Origin of the sequence: Pseudomonas sp. FW300-N2F2 (assembly GCF_017351655.1) — a bacterium.
Classification (GTDB): domain Bacteria; phylum Pseudomonadota; class Gammaproteobacteria; order Pseudomonadales; family Pseudomonadaceae; genus Aquipseudomonas; species Aquipseudomonas fluorescens_AA.
This window is the reverse complement of the sequence record NZ_JACNDQ010000001.1, coordinates 39,841-59,571: the sequence shown is the minus strand read 5'-3', so window position 1 is coordinate 59,571 and position 19,731 is coordinate 39,841. Positions and strand designations below refer to the sequence as shown.

General features: G+C 62.7%; 15 protein-coding genes. 8 read left to right on the top strand and 7 right to left on the bottom strand.

Annotation, left to right across the window (positions count from 1 at the left end; all coding sequences use genetic code 11):
- Nucleotides 1-50 precede the first annotated feature (50 nt).
- Nucleotides 51-2,126 (bottom strand): mechanosensitive ion channel family protein, encoded by a 2,076-nt coding sequence (locus tag J4E63_RS00330; protein WP_207280624.1) that lies wholly within the window; start codon nt 2,124-2,126, stop codon nt 51-53.
- A 257-nt stretch (nt 2,127-2,383) separates the two neighbouring features.
- On the opposite strand from J4E63_RS00330, the gene J4E63_RS00325 reads away from it, so the two are divergent.
- The 4 genes from J4E63_RS00325 to J4E63_RS00310 are packed head-to-tail and all read left to right on the top strand — an operon-like array spanning nt 2,384 to nt 6,399.
- Nucleotides 2,384-3,310 carry a DUF72 domain-containing protein gene (locus J4E63_RS00325; RefSeq protein WP_207280622.1) on the top strand — a complete coding sequence of 309 codons (927 nt, stop codon included), beginning with the start codon at nt 2,384-2,386 and terminating at the stop codon, nt 3,308-3,310.
- A complete protein-coding gene (locus J4E63_RS00320) occupies nt 3,307-4,116 on the top strand; it encodes an endonuclease/exonuclease/phosphatase family protein (protein WP_192264038.1) in 810 nt (269 codons plus the stop codon). The genes J4E63_RS00325 and J4E63_RS00320 overlap by 4 nt, the downstream gene beginning before the upstream one ends.
- Nucleotides 4,113-5,411, top strand: coding sequence for a cardiolipin synthase ClsB (gene clsB / locus J4E63_RS00315; RefSeq protein ID WP_207280620.1), 1,299 nt, complete (start codon nt 4,113-4,115; stop codon nt 5,409-5,411). Before J4E63_RS00320 ends, clsB begins: the two co-directional genes overlap by 4 nt.
- The gene (locus J4E63_RS00310) at nt 5,398-6,399 is read left to right on the top strand and encodes a lysylphosphatidylglycerol synthase domain-containing protein (protein WP_207280618.1); all 1,002 of its coding nucleotides are present in this window, start codon (nt 5,398-5,400) and stop codon (nt 6,397-6,399) included. Before clsB ends, J4E63_RS00310 begins: the two co-directional genes overlap by 14 nt.
- Nucleotides 6,400-6,525: 126 nt before the next feature.
- Here the strand turns inward: J4E63_RS00310 and J4E63_RS00305 are convergent, their stop codons facing one another.
- The 3 genes from J4E63_RS00305 to J4E63_RS00295 all read right to left on the bottom strand — a co-directional run bounded on the left by J4E63_RS00305 (nt 6,526) and on the right by J4E63_RS00295 (nt 9,703).
- Nucleotides 6,526-7,284 (bottom strand): S9 family peptidase, encoded by a 759-nt coding sequence (locus J4E63_RS00305; RefSeq protein WP_060740401.1) that lies wholly within the window; start codon nt 7,282-7,284, stop codon nt 6,526-6,528.
- Entirely contained in the window at nt 7,274-8,377 is a 1,104-nt protein-coding gene (locus tag J4E63_RS00300; protein ID WP_207280616.1) for a DUF3182 family protein, read from the bottom strand. Before J4E63_RS00300 ends, J4E63_RS00305 begins: the two co-directional genes overlap by 11 nt.
- 330 nt (nt 8,378-8,707) lie before the next feature.
- Nucleotides 8,708-9,703 carry a GlxA family transcriptional regulator gene (locus tag J4E63_RS00295; RefSeq protein WP_192264052.1) on the bottom strand — a complete coding sequence of 332 codons (996 nt, stop codon included), beginning with the start codon at nt 9,701-9,703 and terminating at the stop codon, nt 8,708-8,710.
- A gap of 98 nt (nt 9,704-9,801) precedes the next feature.
- Here J4E63_RS00295 and J4E63_RS00290 point away from each other — a divergent pair, with 98 nt between their 5' ends.
- The gene (locus J4E63_RS00290; protein WP_060740398.1) at nt 9,802-10,356 is read left to right on the top strand and encodes a cysteine hydrolase family protein; all 555 of its coding nucleotides are present in this window, start codon (nt 9,802-9,804) and stop codon (nt 10,354-10,356) included.
- Nucleotides 10,357-10,437: 81 nt separating this feature from the next.
- Here J4E63_RS00290 and J4E63_RS00285 read toward each other — a convergent pair whose 3' ends face one another.
- A complete protein-coding gene (locus J4E63_RS00285; protein ID WP_207280614.1) occupies nt 10,438-13,737 on the bottom strand; it encodes an AAA family ATPase in 3,300 nt (1,099 codons plus the stop codon).
- Between the two features lie 211 nt (nt 13,738-13,948).
- Here J4E63_RS00285 and J4E63_RS00280 point away from each other — a divergent pair, with 211 nt between their 5' ends.
- The 3 genes from J4E63_RS00280 to J4E63_RS00270 all read left to right on the top strand — a co-directional run bounded on the left by J4E63_RS00280 (nt 13,949) and on the right by J4E63_RS00270 (nt 17,666).
- Nucleotides 13,949-15,874, top strand: a complete 1,926-nt coding sequence (locus J4E63_RS00280; protein ID WP_207280613.1) for an MAC/perforin domain-containing protein — start codon at nt 13,949-13,951, stop codon at nt 15,872-15,874.
- Nucleotides 15,875-16,045: 171 nt separating this feature from the next.
- Entirely contained in the window at nt 16,046-16,900 is an 855-nt protein-coding gene (locus J4E63_RS00275) for a hypothetical protein (protein WP_207280611.1), read from the top strand.
- A 145-nt stretch (nt 16,901-17,045) separates the two neighbouring features.
- Nucleotides 17,046-17,666 (top strand): hypothetical protein, encoded by a 621-nt coding sequence (locus J4E63_RS00270; RefSeq protein ID WP_207280609.1) that lies wholly within the window; start codon nt 17,046-17,048, stop codon nt 17,664-17,666.
- A 124-nt stretch (nt 17,667-17,790) separates the two neighbouring features.
- Here J4E63_RS00270 and J4E63_RS00265 read toward each other — a convergent pair whose 3' ends face one another.
- Together J4E63_RS00265 and J4E63_RS00260 are read right to left on the bottom strand one after the other, a co-directional pair.
- Nucleotides 17,791-18,312, bottom strand: a complete 522-nt coding sequence (locus tag J4E63_RS00265; protein ID WP_003206078.1) for a single-stranded DNA-binding protein — start codon at nt 18,310-18,312, stop codon at nt 17,791-17,793.
- A gap of 9 nt (nt 18,313-18,321) precedes the next feature.
- A complete protein-coding gene (locus J4E63_RS00260; RefSeq protein ID WP_053125859.1) occupies nt 18,322-19,719 on the bottom strand; it encodes an MFS transporter in 1,398 nt (465 codons plus the stop codon).
- Between the last annotated feature and the right edge of the window lie 12 nt (nt 19,720-19,731).

Below are 19,731 nucleotides of genomic sequence, written 5' to 3'. Positions count from 1 at the left end.
CGAGCGGGAGCAAGCTCCCTCGCCACAGGTTACCGAGCAGGCTTATCGAATCACGACTCCTCCCCCGCTTCTTTCGGCTCTTCCACGAACCGCTTGGGCAACATCACCTGCTGTGGATAAGTCTGCGCAAAGTGCACCGCCGGGTGGTTATCCACAAGCTTCTTCAACTGCTGGTTGAACGCTCGGCTCACCGCATATTGCCCACCCGACACGGTACGGAACTGCGCCGTGAGCACCACGCCGTTGAGGTCCATCTTGTCCACGCCGAACACATCCAGCGGCCCTTGCAGGTTGAACTTGAGGAACGGGTCTTCGGCGATCGAACGCCCGGCTTCGCGGATCAGCTCGATGGCCTGGTCGACATCGGTGTCGTAAGTGAATTGCACGGAGAAAAACGCAAAGGCGAATTGCCGGGACTGATTAGTCACCGCCTTGATCTGGCCGAACGGCACCGAGTGCACGAAACCCTTGCCGTCGCGCAGGCGCAGGGTGCGGATGGTCAGGCCTTCGACCGTGCCGGCGTGGCCCGAGCTGAGCACCACCCAGTCGCCGATGGACAGCGTGTCTTCAATGATGATGAACAGCCCGGTGATCACGTCCTGCACCAGTTGCTGCGAACCGAAACCGATCGCCAGCCCCACCACTCCGGCACCGGCCAGCAACGGTGCGACGTTGATGCCCAGGTTGGCCATGGTGGTGATTGCGCAAATCACCACCAGGATGATTTTCGCCGCGTTGCGCAACAGCGGCAGGATGGTCTTGACCCGGGTGCTGGGCTGGCGGGCCCCGCGCTTGTTCAGTGGCGGCTTCAAGGCCTCCTGGATCGCCGTGTCGAGCACCACCCACGTGAGCCAGGTCATCAGGAAGATCAGGCCGATGCGGCTCAAGGAATCGCTGATCGCCCGGCCTATGGCGTTGCGCGAGGCGAACTCGAACAGGGAAATGCCCCAGATCCGCCCGAGGACTTCAATGAATACCACCGCCATGACGATCCGCAACAAAGCGTGCAACAGACTCAACAGCCGCCCCTTGTAGGCGCTGTTGTGCTGGATGGCCTCGGCCTTGGGCGACTTGAAGACATGCTGGAACACCGTGCTGAGAAACACCGTGGCGATCAGCAGGATGGTGGTGAACAGTGCGCAACGCAGGGCTTTCTGGTTGTCCTCGCCGACGCCGATCAGGCTCACCGCCGACACCAGCACCATCAACAGGATCGGCCAGTACCAGAGCCCGGAAAAAATCCGCAGCGACTCCTGCAAGGCCGGTTGTTTCAAGCGCTGGGCCAGCGGGCGGTTGCGGATCAGGTGCGCCACCGGGCGGCGCATGCGGATCACCAGCCAGCCAAAGATCATCGACGCCGACAACCCGGTGAACACCGCGATGCTGCTGGTGATGTTGCCGCCCAGTTGCCGGGCGATCTGCGGGCTGGTCAGGGCATCGCTGAGGGCGGCGAGAAAGCCGATCAGGAACAACGGTCGGGGGCTGAAACGCCGGATCATCGCCACCGCCCGGCGTTTGTGGCCGGCGTTGAACATCACGATCACGCACAGCAACACCGAGGTGGAGAAAATACCGCTGCTGGTGGCGTAGGCGAAGCACAACGCCAGGGCGCGACCGACCGAGACTTGCAGAAAGTGACTGACATAGAGGGTCAGCGGCAGGCAGATCAATGCCGCAGCGGTGTACGGCAGCAGATAACCGAGCAGGTCGCGCATGCGCCGGCGGGTGCGCAGCCAGCGCCGGTGGCCCAGATGTCGCAACAGCAACCGCGCCGCGGACCAGATCAGCGCAAACGCGCCGATCCAGACGCTGGACAACAACAGGAAATCCCCCGCCACGCGCCAGGACGAACGGGACGTCTGGTCCACCAGCCGGTCCACCTCATCCGCCGCCCGGTCCGCCCGCAGGCGCCAGGCATCCACCAGGCTTTGGTTGAGGTCGAGTTTGTCCTGGACGTCGTCGATGCTCGAACTGATGGCCCCCAATAAACCGCCCTGCACCAGCGGCGCAGGTTCGGCGGGCGGTTCATCGGGCGTGGTGGTGCCAGGGACGGCGGCGGTCCCGTAGGCGCTGGTGCCGGTCAGCGCCAGCAAGAACAGCAGCAATACAGTACTCAATCGAGACAAAACGCGAGGCTCCTTCACGCGGGATCGGTAAGGAACTGATCAATATTGCGCCGGCAAGTTCGCTCACAAGGTCAATACAAACCTTGTGGCGAGGGAGCTTGCTCCCGCTGGGGCGCGCAGCGGCCCTGTTTTTGGGACTGCTGCGCCTCCCTCGCCACAGGTTCACTGCCGCCGGGCATCCCATCGAAACTTTCCGGGCCGCGCAACAGTCATCAAAAGACACAGGCGGTACGAGGTCATTGGCACGGGAGGGATACATGACGGCGATCCACATTGGCATTTCCGGCTGGCGCTACACGCCTTGGCGGGGAGATTTCTACCCCAAGGGGCTGACCCAGAAACGGGAACTGCAATTTGCCTCGCGAGCGGTCAACAGTATCGAAATCAATGGATCGTTCTACGCCCTGCAACGCCCCGAACGGTATGCCCAGTGGTATGCCGAGACGCCGCCCGGCTTCGTGTTCAGCGTCAAGGCCCCGCGCTTCATCACCCACATCAGGCGCCTGCGGGACATCCGCAAGCCTTTGGCCAACTTCTTCGCCTCCGGCGTGCTGGAACTCAAGGAGAAATTGGGGGCGATCCTCTGGCAGTTTCCACCCAGCTTCAAATTCGATCCCGAGCTGTTCGAAGACTTCCTCAAGCAATTGCCCCACGACACCGAAGGCGCCGCCGCCCTGGCCCGGGAGCATGAGCCGCGCCTGGACGGCCACGCCAGCACCATGACTGACAAAAAGCGCCCACTGCGCCACGCCGTGGAAATCCGTCATGAGAGTTTCATCGACCCGCACTTCATCACGTTGCTCAAGCGCTACGACGTGGCCCTGGTGATCGCCGACACAGCCGGCAAATGGCCCTATCGTGAAGACGTCACCAGCGATTTCGTCTACCTGCGCCTGCATGGCGCCGAGGAGCTGTACGCCAGCGGCTACACCGACGAGGCGTTGAAGCGCTGGGGCGACCGGATCGAGGCCTGGAGCCACGGCAAGCAGCCGAGCGACGCGCACCTGATTGACCCGGACAAGAAACCCCGGGCACGCCAGAGCCGGGAAGTATTCTGCTATTTCGACAACGACATCAAAGTCCGCGCGCCCTACGACGCACGCCATTTGCTGGAACATTTCCATCTGGACAAGGACCTCGCCACCGCGCCCGGCCAGCGACCAGCCGAAGGGGTGTTGCCATGAACCGTCCGCAAACCAGCGAAGCGACCTGCGAGCCGACCCGACAAGGGGGGCAGGATCTCGACAGGGTGAGCCGTTTCACCGTGCTGACCGTCAACACCCACAAGGGCTTCACCGCCCTGAACCGGCGCTTCATCCTGCCGGAACTGCGCGAAGCGGTGCGCAGCGTGTCCGCCGACGTGGTATTCCTGCAGGAAGTCCACGGCACCCACGAACACCATCCCCAGCGCTACAGCAACTGGCCGAGCATGCCGCAATACGAATTCCTCGCCGACACCCTCTGGCCACAGTTCGCCTATGGGCGCAACGCGGTGTACCCGGCGGGCGACCATGGCAATGCGTTGTTGTCGAAATTCCAGATCATCCGCCACGACAACCTGGACGTGTCCATCAGCGGCCATGAAAACCGCGGCATGCTCCACAGCGTGCTGCGCCTGCCGGGCGATGGGCAGGATGTGCATGCCATCTGCGTCCATTTGGGGCTGCGCGAAGGTCATCGTGTCGAGCAACTCAAGCTGCTTCGCCAACGCTTGAGCGAACTGCCGCCCGATGCACCGGTGATCGTGGCCGGCGACTTCAACGATTGGCGCGGCAAAGCCAGTGAACTGCTCGAACCCTGCGGCCTGCGGGAAGTGTTCGCCGAGCAGTGGGGCAAGCCGGCCCGCAGCTTTCCGGCGCGCCTGCCGATCCTGCGCCTGGACCGCATCTACGTGCGCAACCTCAAGGCCCATCATCCCAAGGTGTTGAACGTACGACCCTGGTCGCACCTTTCCGACCATGCACCGCTGTCGGTGGAGATCGAATTATGAGCGCGACGATGGACAAGGCGACGGTAGAACAGGTCGACACGACGCCCACCGAACGCGACCCGGCGCTGGCCGATATCGAATACGGCTGGCACGGCAACAATCGCGTCACGTTGCTGGAAAACGGCGAGGAATATTTCCCCAGGGTCTTCGAGGCCATTCGCCGGGCCGAAACAGAAATCCTGCTTGAGACCTTCATTCTGTTCGAGGACAAGGTCGGCTACGAACTGCGGGACCTGCTGGTGGAAGCCGCCCAGCGTGGCGTGCGCATCACCGTCAGCCTCGATGGCTTCGGCTGCGGTGAGTTGACCACCGGTTTCCTGGCCTCGTTGAGCGACGCCGGGGTGCGCTTGCAGATGTTCGACCCGGCACCCCGGCGCTTGGGCATCCGCACCAACTGGTTCCGCCGCCTGCACCGCAAGATCGTGGTGGTGGACGGGGTGATTGCCTTCATCGGTGGGATCAACTTTTCCGCCGACCACTTGGGGGATTTCGGCCCCGAGGCCAAGCAGGACTATTCCGTGGAGATCAAGGGGCCGGCGGTGGTGGACATCCATCACTTCGCCCTGCTGCAAAGCGGCCGTCCGTCCCGGGCCAAGTATTGGTGGCAACGCCGCCGCAGCCGCCGCAACGAGCTGGCCTTCAACGACCATGACGGCCAGGTGCGCCTGGTCTACCGGGATAACCACGAGCATCAGACCGACATCGAAGAGGTCTACCTGCAGGTGCTGCGCAGCGCCCAACGGCGGGTGGTGATCGCCAACGCGTATTTCTTCCCCGGCTACCGGTTGCTGCGCGAGATCCGCAACGCGGCGCGGCGCGGCGTGGAGGTGCGGCTGATCCTGCAAGGGCAACCGGACATGATGATCGCCAAGCTCGCGGCCCGGATGCTCTACAGCTATCTGCTCAAGGCCGGCGTGGTGATCTACGAATACTGCGAGCGGCCGCTGCACGGCAAAGTCGCCTTGGTGGATGAGGACTGGAGCACGGTGGGTTCAAGCAACCTCGACCCGCTGAGCCTGTCGCTGAACCTGGAGGCCAACGTGCTGATCCGCGACCGGACGTTCAACCGCGAGCTGTTCGAGCGCCTCGACTACCTGAGCCGCAACCATTGCACGGTCATGCCCGAAAACCATGCGCCGCGGGGCCTGCTGTGGCGCATGACCATCGGTTTCATGGTGTTCCACTTTTTGCGCCATTTCCCGGCCTGGGCCGGCTGGCTGCCGGCCCATAAACCGCGCCTGAAACCTTTTTCACCGCCGACGGCGGTCCGGAGCGAACCCCATGAACCACTCTGAAGCGCACACCGCGCCGAGAGATGCCCATGCGCCGGAACAGGCCAAGCCCAAATCCCGCTGGAGCCGTTGGAAAAGACCGCTGACCCTGGCGTTTTTCCTGCTGTTGATCGTGCTCTTCACCACCCTGGCCCGGCGCATCGATTGGTCCGAGGTGTTCGCCACCCTGGCCGATTTCAAAGTGCGCACCTTGATCATCGCCGCTGCGCTGACCATCACCAGCTTCATCACCTACGCCTGCTTCGATCTGATCGGACGCACCTACATCCGCCAGAAACTCGGTTGGCGGCAGATTTTACCGGTGGGGGTGATCAGTTATGCCTTCAATCTCAACCTCAGCGCCTGGGTAGGCGGTATCGCCATGCGCTATCGCCTGTATTCGCGGCTGGGCGTCAGCAGCGGGAACATCGCCAAGATCCTCGGCCTGAGCCTGGCCACCAACTGGTTCGGCTACATGACATTGGCCGGGGTGGTGTTCAGCAGCGGCCTGGTGACCATGCCGCCGGGCTGGAAACTCAGCAGCGATGCGTTGCAAGGCGTGGGCGTGCTGTTGTTGCTGGCGAGTGCCGGGTACCTGGCGGCCTGCCGGTTTTCCAAGCGTCGGGCCTGGACCGTCCGCGGCATGGAGATCAACCTGCCGTCGCTGCGCATGGCGGTGCTGCAACTGGCATTGGGCGCGCTGAACTGGTCGTTGATGGCGGCGGTGATCTTCACCTTGCTGCCCGGCAAACTGGATTACCCGATGGTGCTCGGGGTGTTGCTGATCAGCAGCATTGCCGGGGTCATCACCCACATTCCGGCGGGGCTCGGGGTGTTGGAGGCGGTGTTCGTTGCCCTGCTGCAACATGAGGTGTCGCGGGGCAGCCTGCTGGCGGGGCTGATCGCTTACCGGGCGATCTATTTCATCCTGCCGTTGCTGATTACCGTGGTGATGTACCTGGTGATCGAGGCGAAGGCCAAGGCGTTGCGGGTCAAGCCTGGGGTCAAGTGATGGGTGCCTGGCCTGGCCTCATCGCGAGCAAGCTCGCTCCCACATTGGATCTGTCGTGAACACACCTATCTCGATCGCAACACCACCCCCTGTGGGAGCGAGCTTGCTCGCGATGAGGCCCCACGATCAGCGCGCCTGAATAATGCTCAACCGCTCTCCCACCACCATTTCCGTGATCCAGTCCACCAGGATCGAGGTGTAGGCCTGTTGTGACACAGGGTCGCTCAGGGCATGGTCGGCGCCGTCGATGATGCGGTGGGTCAGCGAATGGGTCTGCTGGCAGGCCGCCCGGTAGCTCATGATGGTGGCATGGGGCACGTAGGCATCGGTCTCGGATTCCACCAACAACACATCGCCGGTGAACTGCGAGCACGCGTGCAGCGCGCGATTGGTGCTGGCGTGCACCAGGGTGCTGCGGTAATCCAGCAGGTCAGTCTTGTCCAGGTCGCGCTTGGGCGTGTGCCATTGCTCGTCGCGGTACAACGCCGGCACCCGCAGGGCCAGCCAGCGCACCGGGCGCAGCGACGTCAGGATCGAGGCCAGGTAACCGCCATAGCTGGTGCCCACCACGGCAATCGCCGAGGTATCCAAGGCGGGGTGGGCGAGCAAGCGGTCGTATGCCGCCAACAGATCCCGCAGGTTGTCCTCACGGGTCACTCGGGACAACGGGATGCCCGCCCCGCCGGTGTGCCCGCGCAAGTCGAAGGTCAGGCACACGCAACCGAGGCCGGCGATGCCTTTGGCCCGTTCCAGGTCACGCTCCTGGCTGCCACCCCAGCCGTGTACGAACAACACGCCAGGGACCTTCGATTTGGGGCTCAGGAACGTCCCGTCCATGCGTTCATCGTCTATTTCGATTTGAATGGTTTCACTTCTAGCCGTCATAGGATTGAACCGTTACGTATTTGAGAAGAAAGTCGCTGTTGTGGGCCTCGCCGCGATAAACCTCCCTGGCCCCGGCTGGCAGCGGTTGGTCGAGGTAGGTTTCCACCGAAGACACCCGCACCGCGTTGGTCTCAGGCGTTTCGACGAACACCTGCAACGCCGCCAGTTCGGCGCTGCTGGCCCCGCCCATGCGCCACGACTGTTCCAACACGCCGCCACGGGGCTGGCCGGCGGCATCCAGGCCCTGGGCAATGTCGTAATTGCGCCGCGACGCAAAAAAGCTCGGGTAGGCCTGGTTGGCGGCGTCATCGAACACTTGCGCCAGCCGCACCGCCTCGCGCACATCGTCGGGCAGTTCGAGCCTGAGCAGCTCGATGTAGCCGCCCTGCACTACCAGCAGGTCCGACCCGCCGTACACCTCCAGCCCTTCGCTGTCGTGGGTCAGGTGTTGCACGCCGCAATAGCTCAGGACCTGGCCGTTGATGAAGCTCTGGCCGACGCTCTGGGTCTTGACCTCGTTGAGGTGCTGTTCCAGCACCACCCCTTCACCAAACAGCGCCTGGGCGTCGGGCCCGGCGGCGATCTCATCGAACTGCGCCAGGCTCTTGATCAGCCGTTGACCACGTCCGGCGCAGGCATGGATCGGCTTGATGCGGATCGGCCCGGTGTAGAGCAAATGTTCGGCGGCCGGGCGGGCGTCCTTGAGCGAAAAGACCGTCACGCCGTCGAGCACCGCGCCTCGCGTCAGCTTGGCAAACAGCGGCGACCAGCCTTTGGGCGCCACCGCGTCCTTATTCAACAGACCGTGGGTAATCGCCTTGGTGCAGATAAAATCATGCTCGACATACCCACCCCACACATCCTCCGGCCCCTTCACCCCCTGGCGCATCAAGGTTTCGGGGCCGATCAGGGTTTGCGTGGGCAACAGATAAAGATCCTGACCGGCACTGGAGTCATGGCTGTCGCCGTACTCCCAACCCAGGATCTGCGCCAGCCACTGGGCCAGGGCACGGTTGGTCTCGACTTCGTGGCGAGGCGCTTGTGGGTTGACCGAATAGGCCACGACCCGTTTGTTGCGATTGACTGATGTCATGCGGTGCCCTTCCTCCTGCGCTCGATGGCTTTAGGTAAGGATAGGTGCAGAGATCAGGCCAATGATGTCATCGGCAAGGAGGGGTCAGCCAAGCGGGCGCCTTGTGTGCAGTTGATAGCAACGGGCCTGTTTCATTCTGCACGACACAGGCTTGGCATCCCGCAAATTGCACGATGCCTCAAGTTAAACGCCACCCTGTGGCGAGGGAGCTTGCTCCCGCTGGGGTGCGAAGCGCCCCCAAGGAACCTACACCGCAGTGTGTCAGTTGGGATGGTGGGGCTGCTGCGCAGCCCAGCGGGAGCAAGCTCCCTCGCCACAAAAGGTCCAGTGTCAGCCTTTGGGAATGCCCAGCGGGCTCACCCCAAACCTCGCCCGATAATCACTCGGCGCCAACCCGGTGATTTTCCTGAACGTCGCGCGAAAGGCACTGGGGTCCTGGTAGCCGACGGTCCAGGCAATGTGGTCGATGGTGCCATTGGTGAACTCCAGCATTTCCCGGGCCTTGCCGACCCGCAGGTGCTGGCAGTATTCGGTGGGCTTGAGCCCGGTGGCGGCACGGAACCGGCGCAGGAAGGTGCGCTCTTCCAGCCCGGCCCGTTCGGCCATCGCACCGAGGGAAACCTCCACCGCGCCGTTGCTTTGCAGCCAATGCTGGACCTTGAGAATCGCCGCATCGCCATGGCCGAGGATGGGCGCGAAGTTACTGCCGCACTGGCTCGCGCTGTCGCTGTGTTCGATCACCAGAAATTGCGCGGTGCGCGTGGCGATGCTGGGCCCGAGCAGGCGGTCCACCAGGCGCAGTCCCAGTTCCGACCAGGCCATCAGCCCGGCGGTGGTGATCAGGTCGCCGTCGTCGACAATCGGTTTGTCGGCGTTGAGTTTGATCTTCGGGTAACGGGCGGCGAAATCCTTGGCCGAGCTCCAATGGGTGGTGGCGCTGCGCCCATCGAGCAGGCCGCTTTCGGCCAACAGGATCGAGCCAACACACACACCACCCAACACGGTGCCGCCCGCATGCTGCGCACGCAGCCAATCCATCAGCGTCGGCGAGGCCAGGTCGTCATCGAAGCCGGCGAGGGACGGCGGAATCAGCAACGCCACCAAATGGCCCGCTGGGCCGGTTTCGCTGTCGAACACCCGCCGCGGCGCCTCGCCGTTGTCGGTCTGCCAGTGACTGACCCGCAACCGTGGCAATTGTGCACTGGCGTGCTCGGCCGCGATCCGCTGGGCCACGGCGAACAGGTCGGTCAAGCCATGCACCGCCGCCATTTGCGCGCCGGGGTAGATGAGCACCCCAAGCTCGGCGACTGCCCTTTGCTGCGCCATTGTCAGTTTTCCCTCGCTTATTGTCGTTGCGGCCAATCCTCGAACCGGCGGTAAAGGCCAATACTGGCGCCCTACCCCACCTGATCAAGGAAGCCCTCATGTCCAAGCAAGCGCTCATCGTAGTCGATATCCAGAACGACTACTTCCCCCAGGGCAAATGGCCGTTGGTCGGTGCCCATGCCGCCGCCGATAACGCCGCACGGTTGATCGAAGCCTTTCGCCAGGCCGGCGACAGCGTGGTGCACATCCGCCACGAATTCACCTCCGCCGACGCGCCCTTCTTCACCCCAGGCTCCGAAGGCGCACAGTTGCACCCCAAGGTGCTCAACCGCGCCGATGAGCCGGTGGTCCTCAAGCACTTCGTCAATTCGTTTCGCGAAACCGAACTACAAGCACTCCTCGACCAGCACGGCATCGAACAATTGGTGGTGGTCGGCAGCATGAGCCACATGTGCGTCGATGGCGTGGTGCGGGCGGCGGCGGACCTGGGCTACGGCGTCACGGTGATCCACGACGCCTGCGCGACCCTCGACCTGGAGTTCAACGGCGTGGTCGTGCCGGCTGCCCAGGTGCATGCGGCGTTCATGGCAGCGCTGGGGTTTGCCTACGCGAGTGTGGTGAGTACCGAGCAATTCCTGGCCGACCATCAGTAAACCCACGGCACAGCTAAAAAACCGCGCTTCATCACCCAAGTGCGGTTTTGTCTCAGGCACCAACGGTGTACCTGGAAGCGCTCAAGTCTCCAGCGCGAGCAACAACCGCGGCATCGTCGCCACGAACCCCATCTGCTGCGCTTCTCGCGCCATCCCCTTCAGCTTCTCGCCGCTGGCTTGATCGCCGTTGCGCAGCCACTGGCCCGCCACATCGATCAACCGCACATGATGGTTGATCCAGGCGCACGACGCCGACTCGGGCAATGCCGCCATTTGTTGCCCATGCCAGATAGCCTTTTCGGTATTGCCCGCCAACAGGCAGGTTTCAGCGGCCGCCACGCGAAAGCGCAAGGCGTTGTGGGCCAGGCAGGCTTGGGTGAGCTGGGCTTCGCCCTTCGCCAAGGCCTGCTGGCTGAACGGTCCGTCATCGCTGATCATCGCCAGGCTGCCGTAGACCCAAGGCCCGATGTAGCGCTGCAACTCGAAGCGTTCCACCAGGCTCGCCGCCTCCATGATCAAGGTCTGCGCCAGCCCGCGCTCGCCCTGGCGCAACGCCACCCGCGCCAACCCTTCCAGCAGGATCGCTTCGAAACGGCTGGCGCCAAGGCTGCGTGCCAGCGTCAGGGCACTGCTCAGCTCTTGTTCCGCCAAGGCATCCTGGCCGCCCGCCACCAGCACCCAGGCCGCAGTGAGCCGCGAGAAAACCTGCGCTCGATGATTGCCCAGCCGGGCGCTGCATTCGATGGCCTCCATGGCGTCACGCAAGGCGGGCTCTGGCTGACCCAGGTACAACTGCGCCGATCCACGGGCGCTGCGGTTGGCCGCCTCCACGTGTGTCCAGCCATTGCGCTCGCACAGGCGTACGCATTGATCGAAGACCTCGTAGGCGGTCTGCATGCGCCCTTGTGCGTAGTAGGAGTCGCCAATGCCACTCAAGGCCTTGGCCTCGGTTTCCAGGTCCCGGCCGATGCGAGCAGAAGACAAAGCCTCTTCGTGAAGGCGGCGACACTCGGCGTAATCACCCCGTGGGAAATAGATATTCCCGCGCAAGTGATTCAACCGGGCAAGCGCCGCATGGGCCTGCATGGACCGGGCGATGGGCAGCATGTCCTCGATCAGGCGCTCCTCCTCGTCCAGGCAATCGAGGGTATTGAGGACTGCCGCCAGCCCCAACGCGGCCTCGATTCGATCCTGCGGCTGCTCGGCCAATGCCAAGGCGCGCTGGAAATGCGCCCGGGCCTCCACGGTCTGGCCCAGGCCCGAGCACGCCTGGCCGCACAGCAACGCGAAGAGAAAATTGCCCTGCGCACGTTCGGCAAACGCCGAGCATTGCCGCGCCAGCGCAAGGACACTGTCGTACTGGCAGGCCAGCCGTTTTTCGCCCATGGCCACCAACAGTGCGTCGAACGCCGCCGGATCGTTGGCCCGCAGTAAATGCTGGGCATAAAGCACCCGGTCGCGCGCGCGATAGAGATTCGCCACCTCACCGTGCAACTGCTCGCGCAGCAACGTGGGCATTGAATCGTAGAGGCAGTGCATGACCAGGTCGTGGACAAACAGATAGCTGCCTGGCTCGACCTCCCGCAACAGCCCCTGGCGCATGTCCGCGGTTGGCAGATAACCGGGCTGCCCCAGCGCTTCGCGCCACAGCGTCAGCTCGAAGCGATTGCCCAGCACCGCGGCGTAATGCAGGGCACGACGTTGCTCGGGGGCCAATTTGTCAAAGCGGGTCTGGACCAAATGCCTAAGACTGTCAGGGAAAACCCCTTGCTGGCTCGACAGCAGTTGCGTCAGGTACAGCGGATTGCCTTGGGCACGGGCGACACATTCGGCCCGGTAACGCGGATCGACCTCAGTGAACTGCTCCGCCAGGACCGTGGCCTCCCGCGCCCGGATCGGCGCGATGTCGAGCAGACTCATGGGGCTGGAGGAATGCGTACGGATTTCGCTTTCCAGCGGATCGCCTTCGGGACGGGACGTCAGCAGCCAGACCACCGGCGCTTCGTCAGTGGCATCGAGCAGCCTGCCCAGCAGCATAAACAGCGTGGCATCGCCCCAGTGCAGGTCTTCGACGCAGATCAGCAAAGGCTGTTGCACCGCGCTGCGCAGCAACACGTCGAGCAAGGCCTGGAACAGCCCCTGGGTACGGGCCTGGTTGCTCATCGCGGCATACAGGGCCGGAGGCTCGGCAGACGACACCCCCGTCAGCACTTGCAAGAACATGCGATGTTCGGCGGCCACTTTCAGGCGGGACAAAGCGGCATCCAACAGCGAGGCGCTGACGGACGCCGCGCCCCCCAGGTTGAGCAGGCTGGCCAGCAGTTGCCCCAGGGGCCAAAGGCTGTTGTCCATGCCGAAATCCAGCACATCGCCGCGATGGCAGGCAAAGCCACGCTGCCGGGCCATTTCGAAAAACTCGCTGACCAGGCGGGTCTTGCCAATGCCCGCCATGCCGCGCACATAGACGATGTGCCCGTCCTGGCATTCCTGGGTGGCCTCGATCACCGCCTTGAACTGCAAGAGCTCGATGGCCCGTCCCACCAACGGACGCGGCGCGTTTTCGTCGAGGCTGCGTGGGCGCAGGCATTTGCGATAGGCCTGGAACTCATCGTCGCTGGCCGAAAACTCAAACCGTGCAGCGAGCTGTTCCAGCAGGTTTTGCGCAACATACACCGGCGCGTGCCCATGACGCTCCAACAGCGGCTTTTGCGCGAGCAAGACAGGCTCGACCGCAGGCTCCATGGCGTCGGCGCTCAGGCGCACAAGCCGCAGTAACAGGGCATGCCCGGACGTGACGAATTGCTCCCGACTCAGGGCCAGCGCGCAGAGCAGGCCCCGCTCGCTATCGCTGCGATAGGCCTGTGGCGAACCGAACTGGGCGATCACCACATCCTGCGTCATCCCCAGTGGAACGCCGCCGAACTGACGCACCAGGCGCTCGATTTCTTCCATGAACGTCGTCACGGGCAGCCCATCGATCCGAAAGGACAGCTCCAGCACGTAGCGGATGACGCTGTCATCGACCTGTTTCAGCGCCTGTTGCGCAAAGGCCGTCTGGTGCACCGCGTTCATCGTCTGTTGGATGTGCGCCAAAGCCACCGAGGCGGGAGTGCTCAGCAGCTCACTCACATCGACCCCGAAGGCCGTCGCCAAGTGCCGAGCCGTGCGGTAAAGCACCGGCTTGCCGGTTTCGGCCCGCTTGATGGAGGCGATCGAGACGCACAAATGCCGGTTCAGGCAGGCCTCGGCCAGGGTTTCCTGGCTCAGGCCATGCTGTTTGCGCAGGCCTTTCAACGACACGGCGTCCAGCAGGACACGGCCGTCGGATATCGAAGCATCACGCCTGGGCAGGGCAACAAAGGTGTTTGGTCGGGAGTCCATGTCGATAGCCCTTTCTACCCTGGGACAACGGCAGCCGATCGAGTGTACTCCTGCGCCTCGCCCGGGTTAATGAAAAGATGGCATTTTGCCTGATACCAAACTGATACCGGACTGACACCGCTCTGGACTGTCCGCCTATCACCGCCCTCCCGATACTCACTCCCATCAATTGACACCCAGTTGATACAACCTGAGCGATGGGAGAAAGGCGATGAGCGATGGACTGAAGGGCAACGCGGGCGATGACGTGCGGGATATCGGCGGCTCGCAATTACTGGGGCGCGGACTGAACCGGCTCGATTGGGCCGGCGACAGCAAGGAGTGCCTGAAGGTCGGCGATACCGAGTCGGGCAAACGTGCGGTGCCGTACCGGAAAACGTCTTACAACGTGGGGAAAAACGTCACCATGTCCACGGTCGTGGCCAACGACAACTTCTCCACCGAGACGTTTGCCTCCCGCGACGAATTCGAAAGACATACCCAGACGAGTGTCGAAGCCTCCGGCAAATACGGCGCCTTTTCCGCCGGTTTCAAAGCCACCTTCGGCAGCGACATCAAGACGCTCGAAGAGCGTGAAGCCGCGCTCTACAGTCACACGGTGCGGTTATGGAAACTGACCCTCGAGGTCAGCCCCGCCAATGCCACGGAAGCGTTCAAGAAGCGCATCGATGAGTTGCCCAAGGCCTTCGACTCGAGCAATCCGGCGCCATTCTTCAATTTCCTGGTCGACTTTGGTGCCGATATCGTCAGCGAAGTGACTGTCGGTGGTTCGCTGAACTATGCGATGACCGCACTCAAGAGTTTCCTCAGCAAGACCAACACCCTCGATGCCATGGTCAAGGCCGAATACGGCACCTTTGTCAGCGGCAGCGCGACCACCTCGGTCTCGGAAACGGTCAAGAAAAACATCGCCCATCGCAACGCCAACCTGACCACCCGGGGTGGCACGCACGCCATCGCTTTCAACTCAGTGGACCCGAACAATTGCAATGCGGAGTTCGGCAAATGGCGCGAATCGCTGCCCGACGACCCGACCGTCGTGGAGTTGGCAATCGCGCCGGTCTATCGCTTCGTCAAGGAAGGCGAGACCCGTACGGCACTGGAGCAGGCCTACCAGTGGTACACCAGCTACAAGGCGGAAATCGAAGCCACTTGGCAAGACTCGGTGGTTGTCCTCGGCCGCTCCGGGCGGCAAGCCACCTCCAAGGCCGAAGCAACCCGCCCTGCCTTGCGAATGGTGTTCGTCGACAACAAAAGCAAGGAAACCAGCGAAAGCTTCCACTACCCACCCGCCGCGAATGCATCGACCACGGAATTTGAACAGTTCTGGGATGCGCTGGCCCTGCTGCTGAGACAAAAAAACGGGCAAAAATTGCTGATGGCCACTGAGCGCTGGCCGCGCGACGCGCGCTACTACCCGACGTATGCCATGCGTGAGGCCCTGCTGTCCAACGGCGCCAGCGAAGTATCGCTGATGCGCTGGGACACGCTGACCAAGCACATGCAGCCCAACCCGTTGTCCGGCCTGACCTATGTGCTGGCGGGAAATGACTTCGAGGCACCCGGTGTCGATGGACTCATTGCCGGTTTTGGCCAGGCAGGCAAGGACCTCAACCCAACGGTGAAGGTCAAGGCTCGGTTTTCCCACGACTCGTTCGGCAAGGTCAAGTTGGTAAAAACCGCAACGACCGAGGAAGACCCTCGCACCGCGCTGTACATCGTGCGCAACAATACCGACGCCAAACCGGCCCTGGCGGTCGATCCGCAAAACCGGACCCGGATCGCCATGCAGACGCCGGACAGGCACAACCCAGGGCAATACTGGTACATGCCCGAGCTGGAAAAACCTTATCCGGAAATCAACCACCCGGTGCTGCTGATCAACTACGAGACGGGAACCTGCCTGCAAGGCATGCACGACCAGGGCGACTGCCGGCTCAAACCCATCGAACCGGGTCGCCAGCAGGACGACGTCATCTGGGACCGGCGCGGCGATGAGGTATTTCACCTGTTGATGGTCTACTACTGGATGGACGCCCTGTGCCTGACCCAGATTGAAAAACGCGCCGCCGTCCGGCCGTGGCGCCAACCTCACGGCATGGACTGGTTGCGTGAGCAGCATCGTCCGTACAGTTGACACCCGATAGTGAGATCCCCTGTGGGAGCGAGCTTGCTCGCGATAGCGCTGGTTCAGCTTGCTTCAATGTTGAATGTGCCGCCGCCATCGCGAGCAAGCTCGCTCCCACAGGTTCATCGGGCGATTGAGCGCCCTTTTCTCTAGCCTTCTTGCGTGCGTGGTCCCCATACGATGCAAGTCTTCAACAGTGTTCCCTTTATCGGCGATGGCGTGGAAACGGCCCTCGATCCCCGCCGGTTTCCCTACCTGTTCAACGACCATGGCCTGGCACGACCGAGTGTCCAGGAGCGCGGCCATCTGATCCAGCTCAGCCCCGAGAACCCGGCCTTGTCCCTGGGTACTCGCTATTCGGGCATCAGTTGGCGGGACCGTGAGGTTGCAACGAACAGCGGTTCCTACTGGATCAAGACGTTCGACTTCCACGCCAGCGAAGTGCACTACGCACCGATCTGGGCAACCAAGGAAACGGCGCAGGCCTTCGGCATGACCCTGCTCGGAAACGGCGAATGCCTGCGTTTCGAATACGACCAACTGATCCTGGGTCAATACACCTACGGCAAATGGGCCGGCCACCAATCGCCCTACCTGGGCCCGGCGCGCCAGCGCGAGCTGCTGACCTACAACCCGACCGACCTCGAATACCACAACTTCCCCCACGCGTTCTTTTCCCGTTATGGCCGCTTGCCGCTGGTGATCAGCGTCGCCCGTTGGCGGCCTGCGTCGAGGGAAATCCATTTGGCCGACCTGTGGCTGCGGCCCGGCGATGCGCTGGTCCTGCCGCCCAAGCACTACCCCGACATCGCCCCCAGTGACGCCCATGGCGTCGAGAACTGGCCAGCCGTCGTGGACCTGCACGGCAATCGAAACTCGGCGCTGGCCTGCTGGTTCGGGGAAGGTGAAGACTGTTTGCTGACGGAGACAATCCTGGCCAACTCGACCTTGATGAGCTCTCCCCAGGGCAAACCGCACTATCACGAAGAAAAAGCGCCGACGCGGCATGAATTACCGGCGAACTATCGGCCATGAAGGTGACGGCACGGCAGGTCAGACAGAAAAAACCTGGATTGGCGGGGTCCAGGAAGACCCCAACCTCGGGCGAACCGTTTTTTACTAGGCGTACTTGAGGAATAACGATAAGAATGGCCGGGCATTTTTCCCAAGAGCCAGCCGTATGAAACGCAAACGCCCGCCACGCCTGGTCGAATCCCCGTTCCCAACCGCTACATCAGCGCCACCGCACCCGCCCACATGGGATTGCTCAAGCGAGGTATCCAGGCCGGGATATCTGGGCACGATGGTGTATGCCGTGGTGATACTGCTGGCCTTGCCGGTCTACGGGCTGGCAGTGCTATCGACGAAGCTGTTTCATGTCGGACAAAACCTGTCGCCCATCCACACAAGAGTGATCGAGGACCCTCTGTTCATAGCGCTCATGTTAATCAGCGCATTCGCGGCCGTCTGCGTGCTCAACTGGCTGGCCTCCGAACCTAAGGTGCTCGGCTTCTGCTTTGACGAACGCCAGCAACGCCTCACCTTCACCCAACGCCGCCCTGCCCGGCAAACCACCGACGAATGCGTGCCGTACAGCGACATCCATTACATCAAGCCTTACAAAACGACCGCTTCCGCCAACATCTGTCACTTTGTGGTGGGCTTCGCCGGAGGCAATGGCAAAGCCATCGCACTTCGGGTAGGGGTGGATCTGACGGATCAGGACATGGCGTTTCATGCCGCGTGGTTGAGTCAGTCGATTGGCGAGAGGATGCAGGAGGTATTGGATCTGGATCTGTGAGCAAGGCCGGGCTTGCCAGTGTCCCCAAAGTCACGAATCGGTTTGCGCCAGACAAATAAAAAGCCCCAAGTGCCGAGCACTTGGGGCTTTCGTGACCTACCTGCGTAATGCGCTCAGGCGAGGATCAGAACGGGATATCGTCATCGAAGCTGTCGAAATCCGGAGCCGGTTGCGGCGCGGCCTGTTGTGGGGCCGGGCGCTCACGTTGTGGCTGTGGCGCCGACTGTGGACGAGGCGCCTGCTGACGCGGGGCCGGAGCCGACTGCTGGTAGTTGTTGCCACCTTGTTGCTGGTCGCCCTGTGGACGGCCACCCAGCAATTGCATGGTGCCTTGCATGTCGACCACGATTTCGGTGGTGTAGCGCTTGATGCCGTCTTTTTCCCACTCGCGGGTCTGCAGCTTGCCTTCGATGTATACCTGCGAACCCTTGCGCAGGTATTCGCCGGCGATCTCGGCCACCTTGCCGAACATCGACACGCGGTGCCATTCGGTCTTCTCGACCTTCTGGCCGGTCTGCTTGTCGGTCCATTGTTCGCTGGTCGCCAGACTCAGGTTGGTCACGGCGTTGCCGTTCGGCAGGTAGCGAACTTCGGGATCCTGGCCGCAAGTACCGACCAATATGACTTTGTTAACCCCACGGGCCATAACGTTCTCCTAGGCTTCGCACGTGGTCGGGGCCGGGTTGTTCACCAGGCGCTCGAGCGTCGCGCGATCCAATAATTCGGTGTCGAGTTTGATATACACGGCCGCCTCGTCGGCGACCACCACTGCATCGGTTACTCCAACGACGGCCTTCAGACGCTCGGTCAGGCCAGCCTCACGAATCGCCTCGGGCGATAAGGGCAAGCGCAGGCTCGTCACATAGGGAGGTTCGCGCATGGTAACAGCAAAGGCTAACCAAAGTGCAGCCAGCGCGGCGCATCCCAGGAACACAACCGACAAACCGCCATGCTGGAACAGCCAGCCGCCGAGGATACCGCCCAACGCCGAGCCCAGGAACTGGCTGGTGGAGTAGACCCCCATCGCCGTGCCCTTGCCGCCCGCCGGCGAAACCTTGCTGATCAGCGACGGCAGCGAGGCTTCCAGCAGATTGAACGCGGTGAAGAACACCACCGTGCCGATCACCAGGGCCCGCAAGCTATCGCCGAACTGCCAGAAGAATAGCTCAGTGAGCATCAGCGTCACGACGGCGCCGAGCAAAACTCGTTTCATTTTGCGTCGTTTCTCGCCATAGATGATGAACGGGATCATGGCGAAGAACGATATCAGCAACGCGGTCAGGTAGACCCACCAGTGCTGTTCCTTGGGCAGGCCGGCCTTCTCGACCAGGGCCAGCGGCAAGGCCACGAAGCTGGACATCAGCATGGCGTGGAGCACGAAAATGCCCAGGTCCAGGCGCAGCAGGTCCGGGTGCTTGAGCGTCGGGATCAATGCCTGGCGCGCCACCCCGGATTCCCGGTGCTGCAACGGCCCGGTGGCGCGCGGCACCATGAACGCCACGATCAGGATCCCCACCAGTGCCATGGCACCGGTCGCCAGGAACAGGCCCGACAAGCCAAAGGCACGGGTCAGCAACGGTCCTACGACCATGGCGACAGCGAACGACAGACCGATGGTCATGCCGATCATGGCCATGGCCTTGGTCCGATGCTGTTCGCGGGTCAGGTCCGACAGCAGCGCCATGACGGCCGCGGAAATGGCCCCGGCACCCTGCAGGATACGCCCGGCGATCACGCCCCAGATCGAGTCGGCATTGGCCGCCAGCACGCTGCCGAGGGCGAAGACGATCAGCCCCAGGTAGATAACCGGACGCCGGCCGATGCGGTCGGAAATGATCCCGAACGGGATCTGGAAGATCGCCTGGGTCAGGCCATAAGCGCCAATCGCCAGGCCGATGAGGGCCGGGGTGGCGCCTGCCAGGTCCATGCCATAGGTCGCCAGCACCGGCAACACCATGAACATGCCCAGCATACGGAAGGCGAACACCAGGGCCAGACCGCTTGCTGCGCGTGTCTCGCCACGACTCATGCGTTCGCTGTGGGGATCTTGCATGGAAAAACCTCA